The sequence below is a fragment of the Micromonospora sp. DH14 genome (assembly GCF_029809455.1).
In the GTDB taxonomy this organism is placed as follows: domain Bacteria; phylum Actinomycetota; class Actinomycetes; order Mycobacteriales; family Micromonosporaceae; genus Micromonospora; species Micromonospora parva.
This window is the reverse complement of sequence record NZ_JARVKT010000009.1, coordinates 1-14,455: the sequence shown is the minus strand read 5'-3', so window position 1 is coordinate 14,455 and position 14,455 is coordinate 1. Positions and strand designations below refer to the sequence as shown.

At 71.2% G+C, this 14,455-nt stretch carries 14 protein-coding genes and 1 other RNA gene; 4 read left to right on the top strand and 11 right to left on the bottom strand.

What is annotated here, in order from left to right:
• The first annotated feature begins 131 nt into the window (after positions 1-131).
• Complete coding sequence (gene mdlC, locus QCZ28_RS14010; RefSeq protein ID WP_279517061.1) at positions 132-1,727, top strand: benzoylformate decarboxylase; 1,596 nt, start codon at positions 132-134, stop codon at positions 1,725-1,727.
• A 13-nt stretch (positions 1,728-1,740) separates the two neighbouring features.
• Here the strand turns inward: mdlC and QCZ28_RS14005 are convergent, their stop codons facing one another.
• The 10 genes from QCZ28_RS14005 to pruA all read right to left on the bottom strand — a co-directional run bounded on the left by QCZ28_RS14005 (position 1,741) and on the right by pruA (position 10,567).
• Positions 1,741-2,694 carry a hypothetical protein gene (locus QCZ28_RS14005; protein ID WP_279517060.1) on the bottom strand — a complete coding sequence of 318 codons (954 nt, stop codon included), beginning with the start codon at positions 2,692-2,694 and terminating at the stop codon, positions 1,741-1,743.
• A 36-nt stretch (positions 2,695-2,730) separates the two neighbouring features.
• Entirely contained in the window at positions 2,731-3,240 is a 510-nt protein-coding gene (locus QCZ28_RS14000) for a hypothetical protein (protein WP_279517059.1), read from the bottom strand.
• Positions 3,241-3,407: 167 nt separating this feature from the next.
• Positions 3,408-4,085: a hypothetical protein gene (locus QCZ28_RS13995; RefSeq protein WP_279517058.1), complete on the bottom strand. Its 678-nt coding sequence runs from the start codon at positions 4,083-4,085 to the stop codon at positions 3,408-3,410.
• A 70-nt stretch (positions 4,086-4,155) separates the two neighbouring features.
• Positions 4,156-4,531: a transfer-messenger RNA gene (ssrA, locus tag QCZ28_RS13990) on the bottom strand.
• A gap of 104 nt (positions 4,532-4,635) precedes the next feature.
• Positions 4,636-5,115, bottom strand: coding sequence for an SsrA-binding protein SmpB (gene smpB / locus QCZ28_RS13985; protein WP_030331487.1), 480 nt, complete (start codon positions 5,113-5,115; stop codon positions 4,636-4,638).
• Between the two features lie 146 nt (positions 5,116-5,261).
• Positions 5,262-6,137 (bottom strand): permease-like cell division protein FtsX, encoded by an 876-nt coding sequence (gene ftsX / locus QCZ28_RS13980; RefSeq protein ID WP_279517057.1) that lies wholly within the window; start codon positions 6,135-6,137, stop codon positions 5,262-5,264.
• 67 nt (positions 6,138-6,204) lie between these two features.
• On the bottom strand, positions 6,205-6,885 hold the full coding sequence (gene ftsE, locus QCZ28_RS13975) for a cell division ATP-binding protein FtsE (RefSeq protein WP_030331491.1): 681 nt from the start codon (positions 6,883-6,885) through the stop codon (positions 6,205-6,207).
• Positions 6,886-7,003: 118 nt separating this feature from the next.
• Complete coding sequence (gene prfB / locus QCZ28_RS13970) at positions 7,004-8,125, bottom strand: peptide chain release factor 2 (protein ID WP_279517056.1); 1,122 nt, start codon at positions 8,123-8,125, stop codon at positions 7,004-7,006.
• A 121-nt stretch (positions 8,126-8,246) separates the two neighbouring features.
• Entirely contained in the window at positions 8,247-8,762 is a 516-nt protein-coding gene (locus QCZ28_RS13965) for a PadR family transcriptional regulator (RefSeq protein ID WP_030331495.1), read from the bottom strand.
• Between the two features lie 176 nt (positions 8,763-8,938).
• Positions 8,939-10,567: an L-glutamate gamma-semialdehyde dehydrogenase gene (gene pruA / locus QCZ28_RS13960; RefSeq protein WP_279517055.1), complete on the bottom strand. Its 1,629-nt coding sequence runs from the start codon at positions 10,565-10,567 to the stop codon at positions 8,939-8,941.
• Positions 10,568-10,858: 291 nt separating this feature from the next.
• Here pruA and QCZ28_RS13955 point away from each other — a divergent pair, with 291 nt between their 5' ends.
• Positions 10,859-11,971, top strand: a complete 1,113-nt coding sequence (locus QCZ28_RS13955) for a hypothetical protein (protein ID WP_279517054.1) — start codon at positions 10,859-10,861, stop codon at positions 11,969-11,971.
• 201 nt (positions 11,972-12,172) lie between these two features.
• Here the strand turns inward: QCZ28_RS13955 and QCZ28_RS13950 are convergent, their stop codons facing one another.
• On the bottom strand, positions 12,173-12,682 hold the full coding sequence (locus QCZ28_RS13950; protein ID WP_279517053.1) for a hypothetical protein: 510 nt from the start codon (positions 12,680-12,682) through the stop codon (positions 12,173-12,175).
• Between the two features lie 215 nt (positions 12,683-12,897).
• Between QCZ28_RS13950 and QCZ28_RS13945 the strand changes: the two genes are divergently transcribed.
• Both QCZ28_RS13945 and QCZ28_RS13940 read left to right on the top strand, forming a co-directional pair.
• Positions 12,898-13,125: a helix-turn-helix domain-containing protein gene (locus tag QCZ28_RS13945; protein WP_124775311.1), complete on the top strand. Its 228-nt coding sequence runs from the start codon at positions 12,898-12,900 to the stop codon at positions 13,123-13,125.
• A 425-nt stretch (positions 13,126-13,550) separates the two neighbouring features.
• A complete protein-coding gene (locus QCZ28_RS13940; RefSeq protein ID WP_279517052.1) occupies positions 13,551-14,144 on the top strand; it encodes an Rv3235 family protein in 594 nt (197 codons plus the stop codon).
• Positions 14,145-14,455 lie beyond the last annotated feature (311 nt).

Below are 14,455 nucleotides of genomic sequence, written 5' to 3'. Positions count from 1 at the left end.
TCCCGGTGATCGCCCGTTCCGGAGCACCGACCGCCGAGAAAAGCCCGAAAGGTCCGTCACATCCCGATAGATTCGGCTGATCGGGAGGGCGATCGCGGTTGTCCCTGCCCGCGACACGGAGGCGGGTGGCGATGGCAACTGTCCGGGACGCGACGTACGACGTGCTCCGCACCCTCGGCCTGACCACCGTCTTCGGCAACCCCGGTTCCACCGAGGAGCCGTTCCTCCAGGACTTCCCGGCCGACTTCCACTACGTCCACGCGCTGCATGAGGCGACGGCCGTGGCGATGGCCGACGGTTACGCGCAGGCCGCCGGAGTGCCCGCCCACGTCAACCTGCACACCGCCCCCGGCACCGGCAACGGCATGGGCAACCTGGTCACCGCCTGGCACAACAAGACCCCGCTGATCGTCACCGCCGGCCAACAGACCCGGGAGATGCTGCTCCTCGAACCCCGGCTGGCCAACCGCCGGCCCACCGAACTCCCGCAGCCGTACGTGAAGTGGGCCTACGAGCCGGCGCGGGCGCAGGACATCCCCGCGGCGATGCTGCGGGCGTACGCGACCGCGGTGCAGCCACCGGCCGGGCCGGTCTTCCTCTCCCTACCGATGGACGACTGGGCCCAGCCGGCCGACCCGCCGCCCGCGCCGCGAACGGTGGCCACCCGGTTCGCACCGGACCCGCAGCGGTTGGCGGAGTTCGTCACGGTGCTGGCCGGCAGCCGCAACCCGGCGCTCGTGTACGGGCCGGGGGTGGACCGCTCGGCGGGCTGGTCGGCCGCGGTGGCGCTGGCGGAGCGGCTCGCCGCGCCGGTCTGGTCGGCCCCCGCCACCGAGCGGGCCGTCTTCCCCGAGGACCACTCGCACTTCCGTGGCGTGCTGCCGTACGCGATCGGTCCCCTCGCCGAGGCGCTGCGCGGACACGACACGGTGCTGGTCGTCGGTGCCCCGGTCTTCCGCTACTACCCGTACGTGCCGGGCGGGCACCTGCCCGACGGCGCCCGCCTGCTGCACGTCACTGACGACCCGGACGAGGCCGCCCGAGCCCCGGTCGGTGACAGTCTGCTCAGTGACCCGGGGCTGGCCCTGGACGCGCTGGTCGAACGGGTGCCGCCGAGTGACCGGCCGGCGCCGGCACGACGGGACACACCACCACCGCCCGAGGTCGGCACACCACTGAGCGCCGACGCCCTGTTCGCCGCGCTGGCCGCGCACTGGCCGACCGACGCCGTGCTGGTACAGGAGTCACCCTCCAACCTGTCCGCGCTGCGCCGTCAGCTGCGGATCACCCGCCCGGCGTCGTACTTCACCATGGCCAGCGGCGGCCTCGGCTACGGGCTGCCGGCGGCGATCGGCGTCGCCCTGGCCGAGCGGGACACCGGGCGCGGTCGCCCGGTGGTGGCGGTGGTCGGCGACGGCTCGTTCCACTACTCGGTGCAGGCGCTGTGGACGGCCGCGCGCCTGGCACTGCCCGTGGTGGTCGTCGTCCCGGTCAACCAGCAGTACGCCATCCTGAAGGCGTTCGCCGAGCTGAAGCACACTCCCGGGGTGCCCGGCCTGGACCTGCCGGGTCTGGACATCGTCGCGATCGCGGCCGGCTACGGCTGCGCCACGGAGGTGGTGGAGACCCCCGATCAGCTCGGCGCGGCGCTCACCGCCGGGCTGGGCGCCGACCGTCCCACGGTTGTGCCGGTGCCGATCAGCACGGACGTGCCCAGCATCCTCTGAAACCGGGTCTCGTTCAGCGCGGTGCGATCGACAGTGGGGCGCCGGTGTGGACGTCCAGCACCGGCCGGGCACCCAGCGGTGTCGCGAGGGTGACGGTGACCGGCTCCAGTTTCAGCAGTGCGATGCATTCGCCGGTGGGCCGGGTGACGCGGCCACCGACCACCACGGCGTCCGGCCGTTCCCACACCAACGGGGTGATCCCGGTGTCGCACGCGCCGACGCCGAGCCGCACCGTCAGCCGGGTGTCGTCGACGGCCGCCAGGTCCTGGGCCGCCACCAACCCGTCGGGCAGGGGGCGGGCCGGCGCGGTGGGCTCGGGAACCTTGGTGACCCCGGTGGGCGCGACGGCGAGCCGGGCCACCCGGGCGGTCAGCTCCTCGATGGTGAACAGCCAGGCCGGAACCTGCGCCACACCGCGGCTCGTGCGGACCGGCACGGTGTCGAACGTGACAGCGGTGACGGTGAGCGGGAGACAGGCGGTCTGCGTGCTGCTCGTCACCCACCCGTCCGGCCCTGGTTCGACGGTGGGGCCGCCGGGGGTGGGCCGACCGGGCTGCTTCGGCCGTCCCGGGCAGGGCTGCGGGTCACCCGTGTCGAGCTGCCGGTACGCCTCGGCGGCGCTGACCAACGGCAGCGTCAACCGTCCGTCCGGGAACCGGATCTCGCCACCGACCCGGGTGGGCGGTATCGGCACCTGCGCGCGGTACCACCCGGCCCGGAAGGCCGCCTCGGTGTCGGGGGTGAAGCCCGGGTCGCCGGTGAGCAGTGTCGGCCCCTCCAACGGCACGTAGCCGGTGCGCCAGTCGGGGCCCGGCCGCCACGCCTCCGCGACCTCAGCGGCCCGCTGGTCGAACGCCTCGGCGTCGCGCGCCGGGCCGGGTGGGGCGTCGGCCGGACCGGCGTCGGTCGCGGCGCAGCCCGCCGTGAGCAGCAATGGGAGTACGAGCAGCACTGCGAGTCGACGCATGTGCGGTTCGACGCACCCGCCGACCGGCCGGTTCCCTCAGGTCTCGCCGCCCAGGTCCGTCTGGTACGCCTCCCAGAGCAGGTCGGCGCCGCGCCGCCGATGCCGGGCCAACTTCCGCAGCAGGTGCCCGACCCGGTGCCGCAGCTCGTCGGGGTGCGCCTCGGGCCGCTCGGCGATCTGCTGCGCCGCCAGGATCGCGGCGACGATCGCCGTGTGCTCCCGGGTCAGCAGCCGCACGCCGTGGTCCAGTCGCGGCGACTGGGTGAGCAACTCCCGGTAGAGGCCGCCGGGGCCCTCGGTGGCCCGGACGTGCTCGGCGAAACCCTGGCGCACCGGACGCAGCCGAAGAAGAACGGCTTCGCGCCAGCGCGGCTCGGTGCTGGCGACCGCGACGGCCCGGCCGAGGGCGTGCACGTCACCGGCGAGGCCGGCGGGGCGCGGCTCGCCGGGTAGACCGAGGGGAGGTGGATCGGCGGGGCGCCCCACCGGATGCGCGACGCGCGGTCGGGCGACGAGTGACGGCTGCTGGATCGGACCGGTGACCATGGCACCTCCCGCGCGGCGCTGCTACCCCATACCGCGATGGTGAGCCTGCCCGGCCCGCCCTGTCCAGGGCCCCGGATCGCCTCATCTGCCGCGTTGGACCCACTGACCCCACCAGCCGCACCGGTACCGCTTCCGCAGCCCTCACGAGCCGTCCGGACGAACCCGTCTCAGTCGGTCGAGCGGCGCTGCGCCAGGCGGCGCAGCTGGTCTGCCACCGCACGGGTGTCGTCGTCCCGCCCGTCGCCCCGTCGACCCGCCGTTATCGCCTCGGCCAGCGCCCGCAGCTCTGTCGGTGGCAGGCTGGGCAGCCCCATGCCGCGCAGTGGGATGGTGACCCCCCGCGTACCGGCCGGGCCGGTGGCGAGAATGGACCGCAGCTGCGGCCCACCGGCCGGGTCGATGTCGTCCGCGTCGCGGTACGACGTTCCGCCGGCCTCGATCCGGGCGGTGGCGAGGTCGACGGTGCGGGTACGCAGCGCCCCGCGTACCCGCGCCCGGCTGCCGTCCAGCCAGGCGGCCGTACGGAGCACCCGCAACGCGAGGTAGAGGCCGAGCAGCAGGAAGGGCAGACCACACAGGCCGATGAACGGGCTGGGACCGGACTGGTTCGGGTCAGCGGAGTCCCGTAGCCCCGGCGGCAGCAGCCCCGGCGGCAGGTCGCGAGCCTCCTCATAGGAGGCGAACGCGTCACCCGGTCCGGTCAGCCGGCGCAGCAGCCCGTCGGCGACGAGGGGCAGCACCACGAACGCCGCGCCGATGGCGGCGACGAGGACGCCGGCCACCACCGCCACGACCCGCTGGCCGGGTGACGCGCCGACCGACAGGCGCAGCTCTCGGTTGGTCACAGGTGGCAGCGTAAGACCCCGCCGACACAACGAAGCGCCCCGACCAGTGGCCGGGGCGCTTCGTTCGAGGTGGTGGAGGTGCCGGGAATCGAACCCGGGTCCTTCGCCGGTTTGTCAGGGCTTCTCCGAGCGCAGCTCGCTGTGCCTCTACTCGGCCCCACCGCTCACGCGAGCAAGTTGGTGTGACGGGCCCAGTCGCTGATTAATCTCGCCGCACGGACCCCGCGACCGGGTCCGATTGGCCAGCCTCCTAGCTGATGCCGGCTACTGGGACGAAGGCGTTCCCAGGCCGACAGACTTAGCTACTCGCCTCAGGCGGCGAGAGCGAAGTCAGCGCGATTTTGCTTGGCGCTTATAAGTTTCCGACGACCGATTCTCGAGACGACGTCGGCTTCCTCGGCTCGCTTCCCCTGTCGCTGCGTACGAAGTCGAAACCAGTCACCCCCTCGACAGGCCGCCGATGTGGCGGCACTGACAAGACTAACGCCTGGCGCAACAGCTTTCATCCCGAGCCCCGGGCCGACGCACCGACCCGGACAAACAGGATGAACTAGTCGTCCATTCCCTTGCCTCGTCGACCCGACACCCGGGCGATCTCCCGGTCCGCGTCGCGCTTGGCGAGGTCCTGACGCTTGTCGTACGACTTCTTACCCTTGGCCAGCGCGATCTCGACCTTGGCCCAGCCGTCCGAGAAGTAGACCTGCAACGGGACGATGGTGAAACCACCCTCGCGGGTCTTGCCGACGAGCTTGTCGATCTCGCCCCGGTTGAGCAGCAGTTTGCGGGTACGCCGGGGCTCATGGTTGGTCCAGGTGCCCTGGGTGTACTCCGGAATGTGCATCGCGTGCAGGTACAACTCGCCGTCACGTTCCTGCGCGAACGCGTCGACGAGCGACGCCCGCCCGGCCCGCAGCGACTTGACCTCGGTGCCGGTCAGCGCCATGCCCGCCTCGTACGTGTCGAGGATCGCGTAGTCGTGGCGCGCCTTCTTGTTGGAGGCGACCACCTTGCGCCCCTTTTCCCGTGGCATCGGTGCCACCCCCTCTCCCTCGTCCGCGGCCGGTTCACCCCGGCCGGACAACCGATCATGCTACCCGAGTGGAAGGACCCTCCCGCGCCGTTTATTTCCGGCTGCGGGAGGGTCCTCGGGAGACCACGGGACGACCCGTACGGCGCCTAGACCCGCAGGTAGAAGCGCAGGGTGATCCAGGCGGTGGCGGCGCTGACCAGACCACCGACGCCGGCCATCACCGGGAAGATGAACAGGATGTCACCCCAGGTGATCGGCGAGAGCAGGCCCTGCAACGCGCTCAACGACCCGTCGAAGAGCAGATACTTCGCCGCGACCAGGGCCACCAGACCAAGCAGTGAACCGATCAGGCCGGCCACCACGGCCTCCAGCACGAACGGCGCCTGGATGAACCAGTTGGACGCGCCGACCAGCTTCATGACCGCCACCTCGCGCCGCTTGCTGTACGCGGCCACCTGAATGGTGTTCGCGACGAGCAGCAGGGCGGCGATCGCCATCACGATGGCGGCGGCCAGGGCGATGTTCTGGATCGAGGTGAGGATGTTGAAGATCTTGTCGAGCAGTCGACTCTGGTCGATGATCTCCTCGACGCCCGCCGTGTCCTTGTACTGGTCGTAGACGTCCTTGTACTGCTCCGGGTTGTTCAGCTTGAGCCGGAACGCCTCGGGCAGCTGGTCGGGCTTGACCGCGTTCACCAGGTCCGGCGCGTCCTGGTACATCTCCTTGAAGCGCTTGTACGCCTCGTCCTTGTTGACGTAGAGGACATCCTTGACCAGGGGGTCGCTGTCGAGCTTGGTCTGCAGGTCAGTGCGTTCCTGCTCGGTCACCTCCTGGGTCAAGAAGATCGAGACTTCGATGTTCTTGTAGTAGAGGTCCTTCATGTCGTCGACCTGGCGGTACATCAGACCGCTGGCGCCGAGCATGGTCAGCGAGACCGCCATCGTGATGATCATCGCGATGGACATGGTCACGTTGCGCCACAGTCCGACCAGTACCTCGGACAGGACGTATTTCACGCGCATCGGGATTTCCTCCGGGTCTCCGGCATGAGGTGTTCGTCGTCAGGCTGCGCAGGGGTGGAGCGCCGGCTCACCCGTAGACGCCGCGGGCCTGGTCACGCACGATGCGACCGCTCTCAATCTCAACGACGCGGCGGCGCATCTGGTTCACGATGTTGGAGTCGTGGGTGACCATCACGACGGTCGTGCCGGTGCGATTGATCCGGTCCAGCAGACGCATGATCTCGATCGAGGTGTCCGGGTCCAGGTTTCCGGTGGGCTCGTCCGCGAGAAGGATCAGCGGACGGTTCACGAACGCCCGGGCGACGGCGACCCGCTGCTGCTCACCACCGGAGAGCTCGTGCGGGTAGCGGTGCTCCTTGCCACCGAGCCCGACCAGCTCCAGCACCTCCGGCACGACGCGACGGGCAACCGCCTTCGTCTTGCCGATCACCTCGAGAGCGAACGCCACGTTCTCGTAGGCGGTGCGGTTCGGCAGCAGCCGGAAGTCCTGGAAGACACAGCCGATCGAGCGCCGGAAGTGGGGTCGCTTCCAGGACCGCATCGACGTGACGTCCTTGCCGTTCACCACGACGCGCCCCTTGTTGGGGGCCACCTCGTGCAGCAGCATCTTGATGATCGTGGACTTGCCGGAGCCGGATGGACCGATGAAGAAGACGAACTCGCCCTTCTCGATCGAGACGGACACGTTGTCGAGCGAAGGCCGGGACGCCTTCGGGTACGTCTTCGTCACTTGCTCAAGCTGAATCACGGGTGGTGAGTCTACGCGGTGTAACAACTGAGCCAAGCCCCACGCCCCGCCGATCCGCCACGAGTCGTCGAATCAGGCTCCTACCTGGAGATCGACGACGCGCTCCGCCCGCGCACCGTCACGCACCGTCGCCGGCGAGCTGCCGCTGCTTACGCCAACGGATACCCGCCTCGATGAAACCGTCCAACTCGCCGTCAAAGACCGCGCTCGGATTGCCGGTCTCCTGCTCAGTTCGGAGATCCTTCACCATCTGATAGGGGTGCAGGACGTACGAGCGCATCTGGTCGCCCCACGAGCCCGCCGCGTTCTCCTTGAGCCCTTCGAGCTTGGCCTGCTCCTCCTGGCGCTTGCGCTCCAGCAGCCGAGCCTGGAGCACCCGCAGCGCGGAGGCCTTGTTCTGCAGCTGGGACTTCTCGTTCTGGCAGGTCACCACGATGCCGGTCGGGATGTGCGTCAGCCGCACCGCCGAGTCGGTGGTGTTGACGCTCTGCCCACCCGGGCCGGAGGAGCGGTAGACGTCGACGCGTACCTCGTTCTCCGGGATGTCGATGTGGTCGGTCTGCTCGGTGACCGGCAGGACCTCGACCCCCGCGAAGCTGGTCTGCCGACGCCCCTGGTTGTCGAACGGGCTGATCCGGACCAGCCGGTGCGTGCCCGACTCGACACTGAGCGTGCCGTACGCGTACGGCACCTTGACCGCGAAGGTAGCCGACTTCAGACCCGCCTCCTCGGCGTACGAGGTCTCGTAGACCTCGGTCGGGTAGCCGTGCCGCTCCGCCCAGCGCAGGTACATCCGCAGCAGCATCTCGGCGAAGTCCGCGGCGTCCACGCCACCGGCACCGGCCCGGATGGCGACGAGCGCCTCCCGGGAGTCGTACTCGCCGGAGAGCAGGGTGCGGACCTCCATCTCCTGGATGGCCTTGGTCAACCCGGTGATCTCCGACTCGACCTCGGTCAACACGCCCGGGTCGGACTCGGCCTCGGCCAGCTCCAGCAGCACCTGGGCGTCGTCGAGCTGGGAGCGCAGGCTGCCCAGCTTGCTGATCTCGCCGTTGACGTACGACAGCTGCGAGGTCACCTGCTGGGCCTTGGCCTGGTCGTCCCACAGGTCGGGGGCGGACGCCTCCTGCTCAAGGCGGGCCTTGTCCTCGTGGAGCCGGTCGAGGTTGAGGACGGCCTCGATGTTTCGCAGGGTCGCGTCGAGTTCCTTGAGCTGTTCGGCGTAATCGGCAGCGGTCACGACAGACAAGCGTACTGCGCGGGCGAGGGCTGAGCTTGCGAGCCCCGCGGAGCAGCGCCAAATCGGCGGTGCGCCCCCGGGCGCGCGGCAGCCCGTTGCCGGTGCGCGAACCAGCCGATCGTCACCCGACGGGGGCGGACTTCAGCCACGAGAGGGCAGCCCGGTGGTAGGCGACCGCGAACTCCAGCGCGCTGGCGTCGTACGTCTCGCCGTCCCGTTTGGCGTTCTTCACCTGCTCCCGCACCTGGGCGAGGGCCTCGGTGTGGTATTCGTTGGCCGAGGCGTACAGGCTCTTCAGCTGGCTGGCGGAGTGCAGGTTGCCGAAGGCCATCCGCAGCGCTATCGGGTTGCGGATGGTGTCCCGCCCCGGGTTCTCCGCGAGCCAGCGGGAAAACGTCCGTTTTCCGCTGGCGGTCAGCGCGTACGGCTGGCTCATCCGCGGCCCCGGCTTGCCGAGCCGCACAAAACCCCGCTCAGCCAGCACCGGCAACTCGCGGTACACCTGACTGCGGGTCATCGACCAGTACGGCGCCAGACGGCGCTCAGCGGCGGCCATCAACTGACCGCCTGTCATCGGGCCCTCGTGGAGGAGGCCGAGCAGGGCCGCCGCCGTAGGGTTGACTCCGGAATCCGCCATGCCCACTACGCTGCCACTTTGCGCACCCGGCGTCCAGGATTTGCCGGTTTGCCACCCAACAGGACTTCCTAAGTGCACTGTCGGCGGCAGACTGTCCGTTGAGGACTATCGATGGATTGGCCATTCCGGGCGTCCGCCGGCGGCGCTCACGCACGCCGCCGGCGGGTCGTCGCCGGTCAGCCCATGTGGGGGTACGTGTGGTCGGTCGGCGGCACGAAGGTCTCCTTGATCGTTCGCGGGGAGACCCAGCGGACCAGGTTCAGCCAGGAGCCGGCCTTGTCGTTGGTGCCGCTGGCGCGGGCGCCACCGAAGGGCTGCTGCCCGACCACCGCGCCGGTCGGCTTGTCGTTGATGTAGAAGTTGCCGGCCGCGTAGCGCATGCGCTCGCCGACCGACTCGACGACCCGACGGTCGGTGGCGAACACCGAGCCGGTCAGCGCGTACGGGGCGATCGACTCGGCCTGCGCCACCACCTCGTCGAAACGGGCGTCGTCGAACACGTGCACGCCCAGGATCGGCCCGAAGTACTCGGTGGTGAAGGTCTCGTGGGCGGCGTCGCCGCACTCGAAGAGCGTCGGGCGCACGAAGTAGCCGACCGAGTCGTCGGCGGTGCCACCGGCGAGCACCCGGCAGCTGTCGTCACCAGCGATCAGCTCCAGCGCGGCGGTGTGCCGGGCGAACGCCTTGTCGTCGATCACGGCGCCGCCGAAATTGCCGAAGTCGGCCACGTCACCGTAGGTCAGCGAGTCGGCGGTGGCGGCCAGCCGGTCCCGCAGCCCACCCTCCCAGATCGAGCGCGGCACGTACGCCCGCGACGCCGCCGAGCACTTCTGGCCCTGGTACTCGTACGCGCCACGGATCAGCGCGGTGTGCAGAGCGTCCACGTCGGCGCTGGTGTGCGCGACGACGAAGTCCTTACCGCCGGTCTCGCCGACCAGGCGCGGGTAGCCCCGGTAACGGGCGATGTTGTCGCCCACGGTCCGCCACAACTGCTGGAAGACCTTCGTCGAGCCGGTGAAGTGGATGCCGGCCAGGTCCGGGTCGGCGAGCACGACGTCGGAGACCTCCTCGCCCCGGCCGGTGACCATGTTGATCACACCGGGCGGCAGGCCGGCCGCCTCGAACAGCCGCATGGTGAAGTGCGCGGCGAACTGCTGGGTCGGGCCCGGCTTCCAGACCACCGTGTTGCCCAGCAGGGCCGGCGCCGACGGCAGGTTGCCGGCGATGGCGGTGAAGTTGAACGGGGTGACCGCGTAGACGAAGCCCTCCAGCGGGCGGTGGTCGAAGCGGTTCCATACACCGGGCGAGGACGCCGGCTGCTCCTCCATCAGGCGACGCGCGAAGTGCACGTTGAACCGCAGGAAGTCGATGAACTCGCAGGCCGCGTCGATCTCCGCCTGGATCGCGGTCTTCGACTGGCCGAGCATGGTGGCGGCGTTGAGGGTGTCGCGCCACGGACCGGCGAGCAGCTCGGCGGCGCGCAGGAAGATCGCGGCGCGCTCCTCGAAGGGCAGCGCCCGCCACATCGGCGCGGCATCCTTGGCCGCCCGCACGGCGGCGCGGGCGTCATCGTGGGTGGCGTGCGCTGTCACACCCAACACGTGGGCGTGCCTGTGCGGCTGCACCACGTTGATCGGGTCACCGGCGGCCATCCGCTGCTCGCCGCCGATGGTCATCGGCAGGTCGATGCGCTCGGCGGCGAGCTCGGTCAGCCGCCGCTGGAGCCGGTCCCGGTCGGGGCTGCCCGGCTCGTAGTTGCGAACCGGCTCGTTGCGCGGCTCGGGTACGGAGAACACGGCATCCATCAGGGCTCCTGGCGATCTCGACAGCAGTGGCGAAACCGGACCCGCGGGCGCCGACCGGACGGCCGGACACCGGACGCCACACGAGAGACCGAGCAGCGGCGGGACCTCCCGTGATTCTCCCACGACGGGCCACGCGACCCACCTCGGCCACCGCCCCGCGCCAAGGACCGCCCCACCCCTCCTCCCCTTACCGACCGGTCTCGATCCGTCCCGCTGTCCCGGGGCGACGGGCAGCCCAGCGGGCCCGCGTACCCTGAATGGTCGGTGACCTGCCGCCTCGAAGGGGAGACGATGACCAAGCAGCCCGGCCGCCCCTCGGCCGCCGAGTCGGACGAGCCGGCGGTCAACGCGGCCACTCGGCCGCTGCCCGCGCCCGGCGCCACAGTGCTCGCGCTGCTGGCACTCGGGTGGCTGGCCGCCATGCTCTGGTCCACCCGGGAGGCCATCACCTCGGCGGCGGCCGGGGTCACCGCGATCAGCCTGTCCGCGTTCGCCCTGCCCGGCGTGATCTCGGCCGCACTGGTGGCCGGGGCCGCCGTCGCGCTGGCCGGTGGCAACCTGCTGGCCCGCCGGTACGGCGACTGGGCCACCCTGCGCTTCGCCGGCGCGATCGGCGGCGGAATGCTGGTCGGGCTCGCCGCCGCGGTGGCCATCAACCTCACCTACTTCGACACGTCCACCACCAACGTGATCGCCGGCACCACCGCGGCGGCGGCGATCATCGGGGGCGCGCTGGCCGCCGCGCGGACCGCCCCGGCGATCGGTGCCGTGGTCACCGCCGCGCTGGGCACGCTGATCTTCGTGGTCGCGTTCAGCCGCGCCCGCGACCCGCTGTTCGACCTCTTCGGCGCCGGCGACAGCCAGGAGTCGTTGATCAGCGCGGCCAAGTGGGTGTCCCGCACCGAATCGCTGGTCGCCGGGCTCCTGGCCGGCCTCCTGGCCTTCGGCTACCTGACCTGGGCACGCCGTCGAGCCGTCCGCCGCGACCCCGACGCCCCGGCGCTGCGCTGGCCCGCGTACCTGCTCGCCGGCGCCGGACCGGGGCTCCTCCTGCTGCTCGCCGAGGTGATCATCCGGGTCGGCGGCCGGTCGCTGCTCGACCTCGCCAGCGCCCTCAGCGAGGCGGACGCGGTGGCGCAGACCTCACTCGGCACCTCCCGGGTGGACAACGGCATCTGGGTGCTGTTCGTGGGGGCGCTGACCGCGCTCATCGCGTTCGGCCGCACGCTCAGCCCCGCCCACACCGACGACGACGAACCCGTCGACAGCCCGGTCCCGGACCAGGCCGACCCCGAGGACGACAAGCCGGGCTACGCCAAGGCGTACGACGCGGACCCGACCGAGACCTCCGACGACGCTCAGGCGGTCGACGCGGACCCGGCGAAGGCGGACCCGGCTCGCTGACCCCGGCCCCCAGGCCGGTGTCCGGCGTCAGACGGTCCCGGCCGGTGTACTGCGGTCCCGGCCGGCGTCAGGCGGTCCCCGGCCGGTGGCCGCGTTTGACGTCAGACGGTCCCGGCCGGCGTCAGGCGGTCCCGGCCGGTGGCCGGCGTTTGACGTCAGACGGTCCCGGCCGGTGTTCGACGGTCCCGGCCGGTGTCCGGCTCAGGTGGCGGCGCGGAGCAGTTGGTCCAGCTCCGTCACGTCGTACCACTCCAGCTCGTGATCCTCGGCGCCGTCGACGGTGAACTGGGCGTCGGGGTCACCAGCCGCCGCCTCGGCCACCACGTCGGCCGCCGCGCCGATCTCCTCGACCGCGTCCGCGCCGTCCACATGGATGGCCGCCACCGCGCCCACCGGCACGGCACCGGTCAACGCCACAGTGCTGGAGCCCAACTCACCGTCGCCACGCCCGATCGCCCCCGACGGCAGGTCGACCGAGACGACGACGCGACGGCGGGGCGCGCTCGGGTCGGCCCGCAGCAGGTGCAGGGCGTCCTGGGCAGCCCGGGTGAACGCGACGTACTCCAACTCCTCCTCGTCGCCCTCCGCGTACCACTCGCGAAGCGCCGGGGTCACGGCGTGCGCCTGGTCGGTGGCGAGCCCCTCCTCGCGCAGCCGAGCCAGCATCGGTACGGTCGCCGGCACGTACACCCGGACAAGCTCGTCGGTCACCGGTCGTCTCCCCGCGTCGTCCTCCACCGGCGGCCGCCGGCACGGGCGCAGATCATGCCGCACGCCGTGACCGTCATACACCTCGCCTCCGACCGGAGGAAGCTCCCGCCCGGTGTGTCTCGCGCTGCCGGTCGGCCGCCGAACCGGCCCGGTGCTGGGCGGCCAGCGCTGTCGGTGGCAAACTGAGCCAAACGACATCAACACCGGGAGTTCCTGTGGAGCCGAGGTTCCTGCTGCTCTCCGACGTGGCTGCCGAGCTCAACGTGTCGGATTCGCAGGTCTACCACATGGTGCGCAGCGGCGAACTGCCGGCGATCAAGATCGGCGGGCGCGGCCAGTGGCGCGTCGAGCGCACCCGCCTCGAAGAGTACATAGCGCGCAAATACGACGAAACCGCAGACTGGGTGCAGAGCAACCCGCTGATCGACCGGGACCCCGAGTAGCGGCAGCCCAGCCCGATCCAGTCGGCCCGCCCCACCTGCCAGCCTCCCTGGCCGCCCGCCCACGTCACGACCAGCCTGCCTGCCGCTCGCGCCGCGCCGGCCGAGTCGCCTGCCCGCCTCACGTCACGACCAGCCCGGGCAGCCGCTCGCTCGCCTGCCTGCCACCCCTGTCACGACCAGCCCCTCAACCAGCCCTCCCGCCTGCCGGCCGTGGGCGATCGGGCGGCCGACCTGGCTTGATCCACTCGGGTTCACGGAAGTCGGGGCATCGAGGCCGCCGCGATACCGCGGTATCAAGAAACTCGAGTGGATCAAGGCCCTTTGTCGGGCGTGGGTACCGGGAAGCCATTGACCGAGGCAGTTGTCTCGCTCAGAATCAAGCTTGTCGGAGGCAAACGAAGGCAAACGCAAGATCAAAGGGGGCCATGATGAGCGGAGCACGACCCGGTCCTTCCCGACCACCCGTGCGACTGCGTCCCGTCCCGCCCTTCGACCCGCCGTACGTCGACGAGACCGACGGGGCGTACTGGCCGGCACCGACCGACGGTCAGCTCGCCCTCGACCTGTTCGCCTCCACCAGACCCCTCCCCGTCCGGCCGCCGGAACGCCGAACAGCGCTGCGCCCGGTGCCCAACCGACCCACCGCCCATCCCGCCGCGTCATTACCACCGACGGCCGCTCCGGAGACCACCCGGGCCGCGCACCGCTTCGTCGGCACCTGCGTGGAGGTGGTCAACGGCTACCGCTCGCCGAACCAGGTGCGGGCGCTGCTCGACCCGGCCCGAGCAGCCGACCTGCTGACCGAACTCGCCCGCGCGTCCGGCCGGGCCGGGACAGCCCGCCGTCGCACCGGCCGACCACTGGTTCGGCTGCTACGCCTGCGAGTCTGCGAGCCCCGGGAGACCGCGGTGGAGGCGGCAGCCGTCCTCACCGGCGCGGGCGGCCGAAGTTGGGCGATGGCAGTACGCCTGGAGCACCGTCGTGGCCGCTGGCTCTGCACCGCCCTACACGTGCTCTGACCACACTTCCGGCCCCGATCGGTCACCCTGTCATGCCCAGGCCGGCTCCAACCCGAGCCCGGCCGGGCAGTGCCGGACCGGACCAAGCCGAGCAGGTCCGAGCCGTGCCAGCCGGGCAGCCCGGACCGGGCCACACCGGGCAGCGCCGGGCCAAGCCGAGCAGGGCCAGGCCAAGCCAGGCAGGGCCAGGCAGGGCCAGGCAGGGCCAGGCAGGGCCAGGCAGGGCCAGGCAGGGCCAGGCAGGGCCAGGCAGGGCCAGGCAGGGCCAGGCAGGGCCAGGCAGGGCCAGGCAGGGCCAGGCAGGGCCAGGC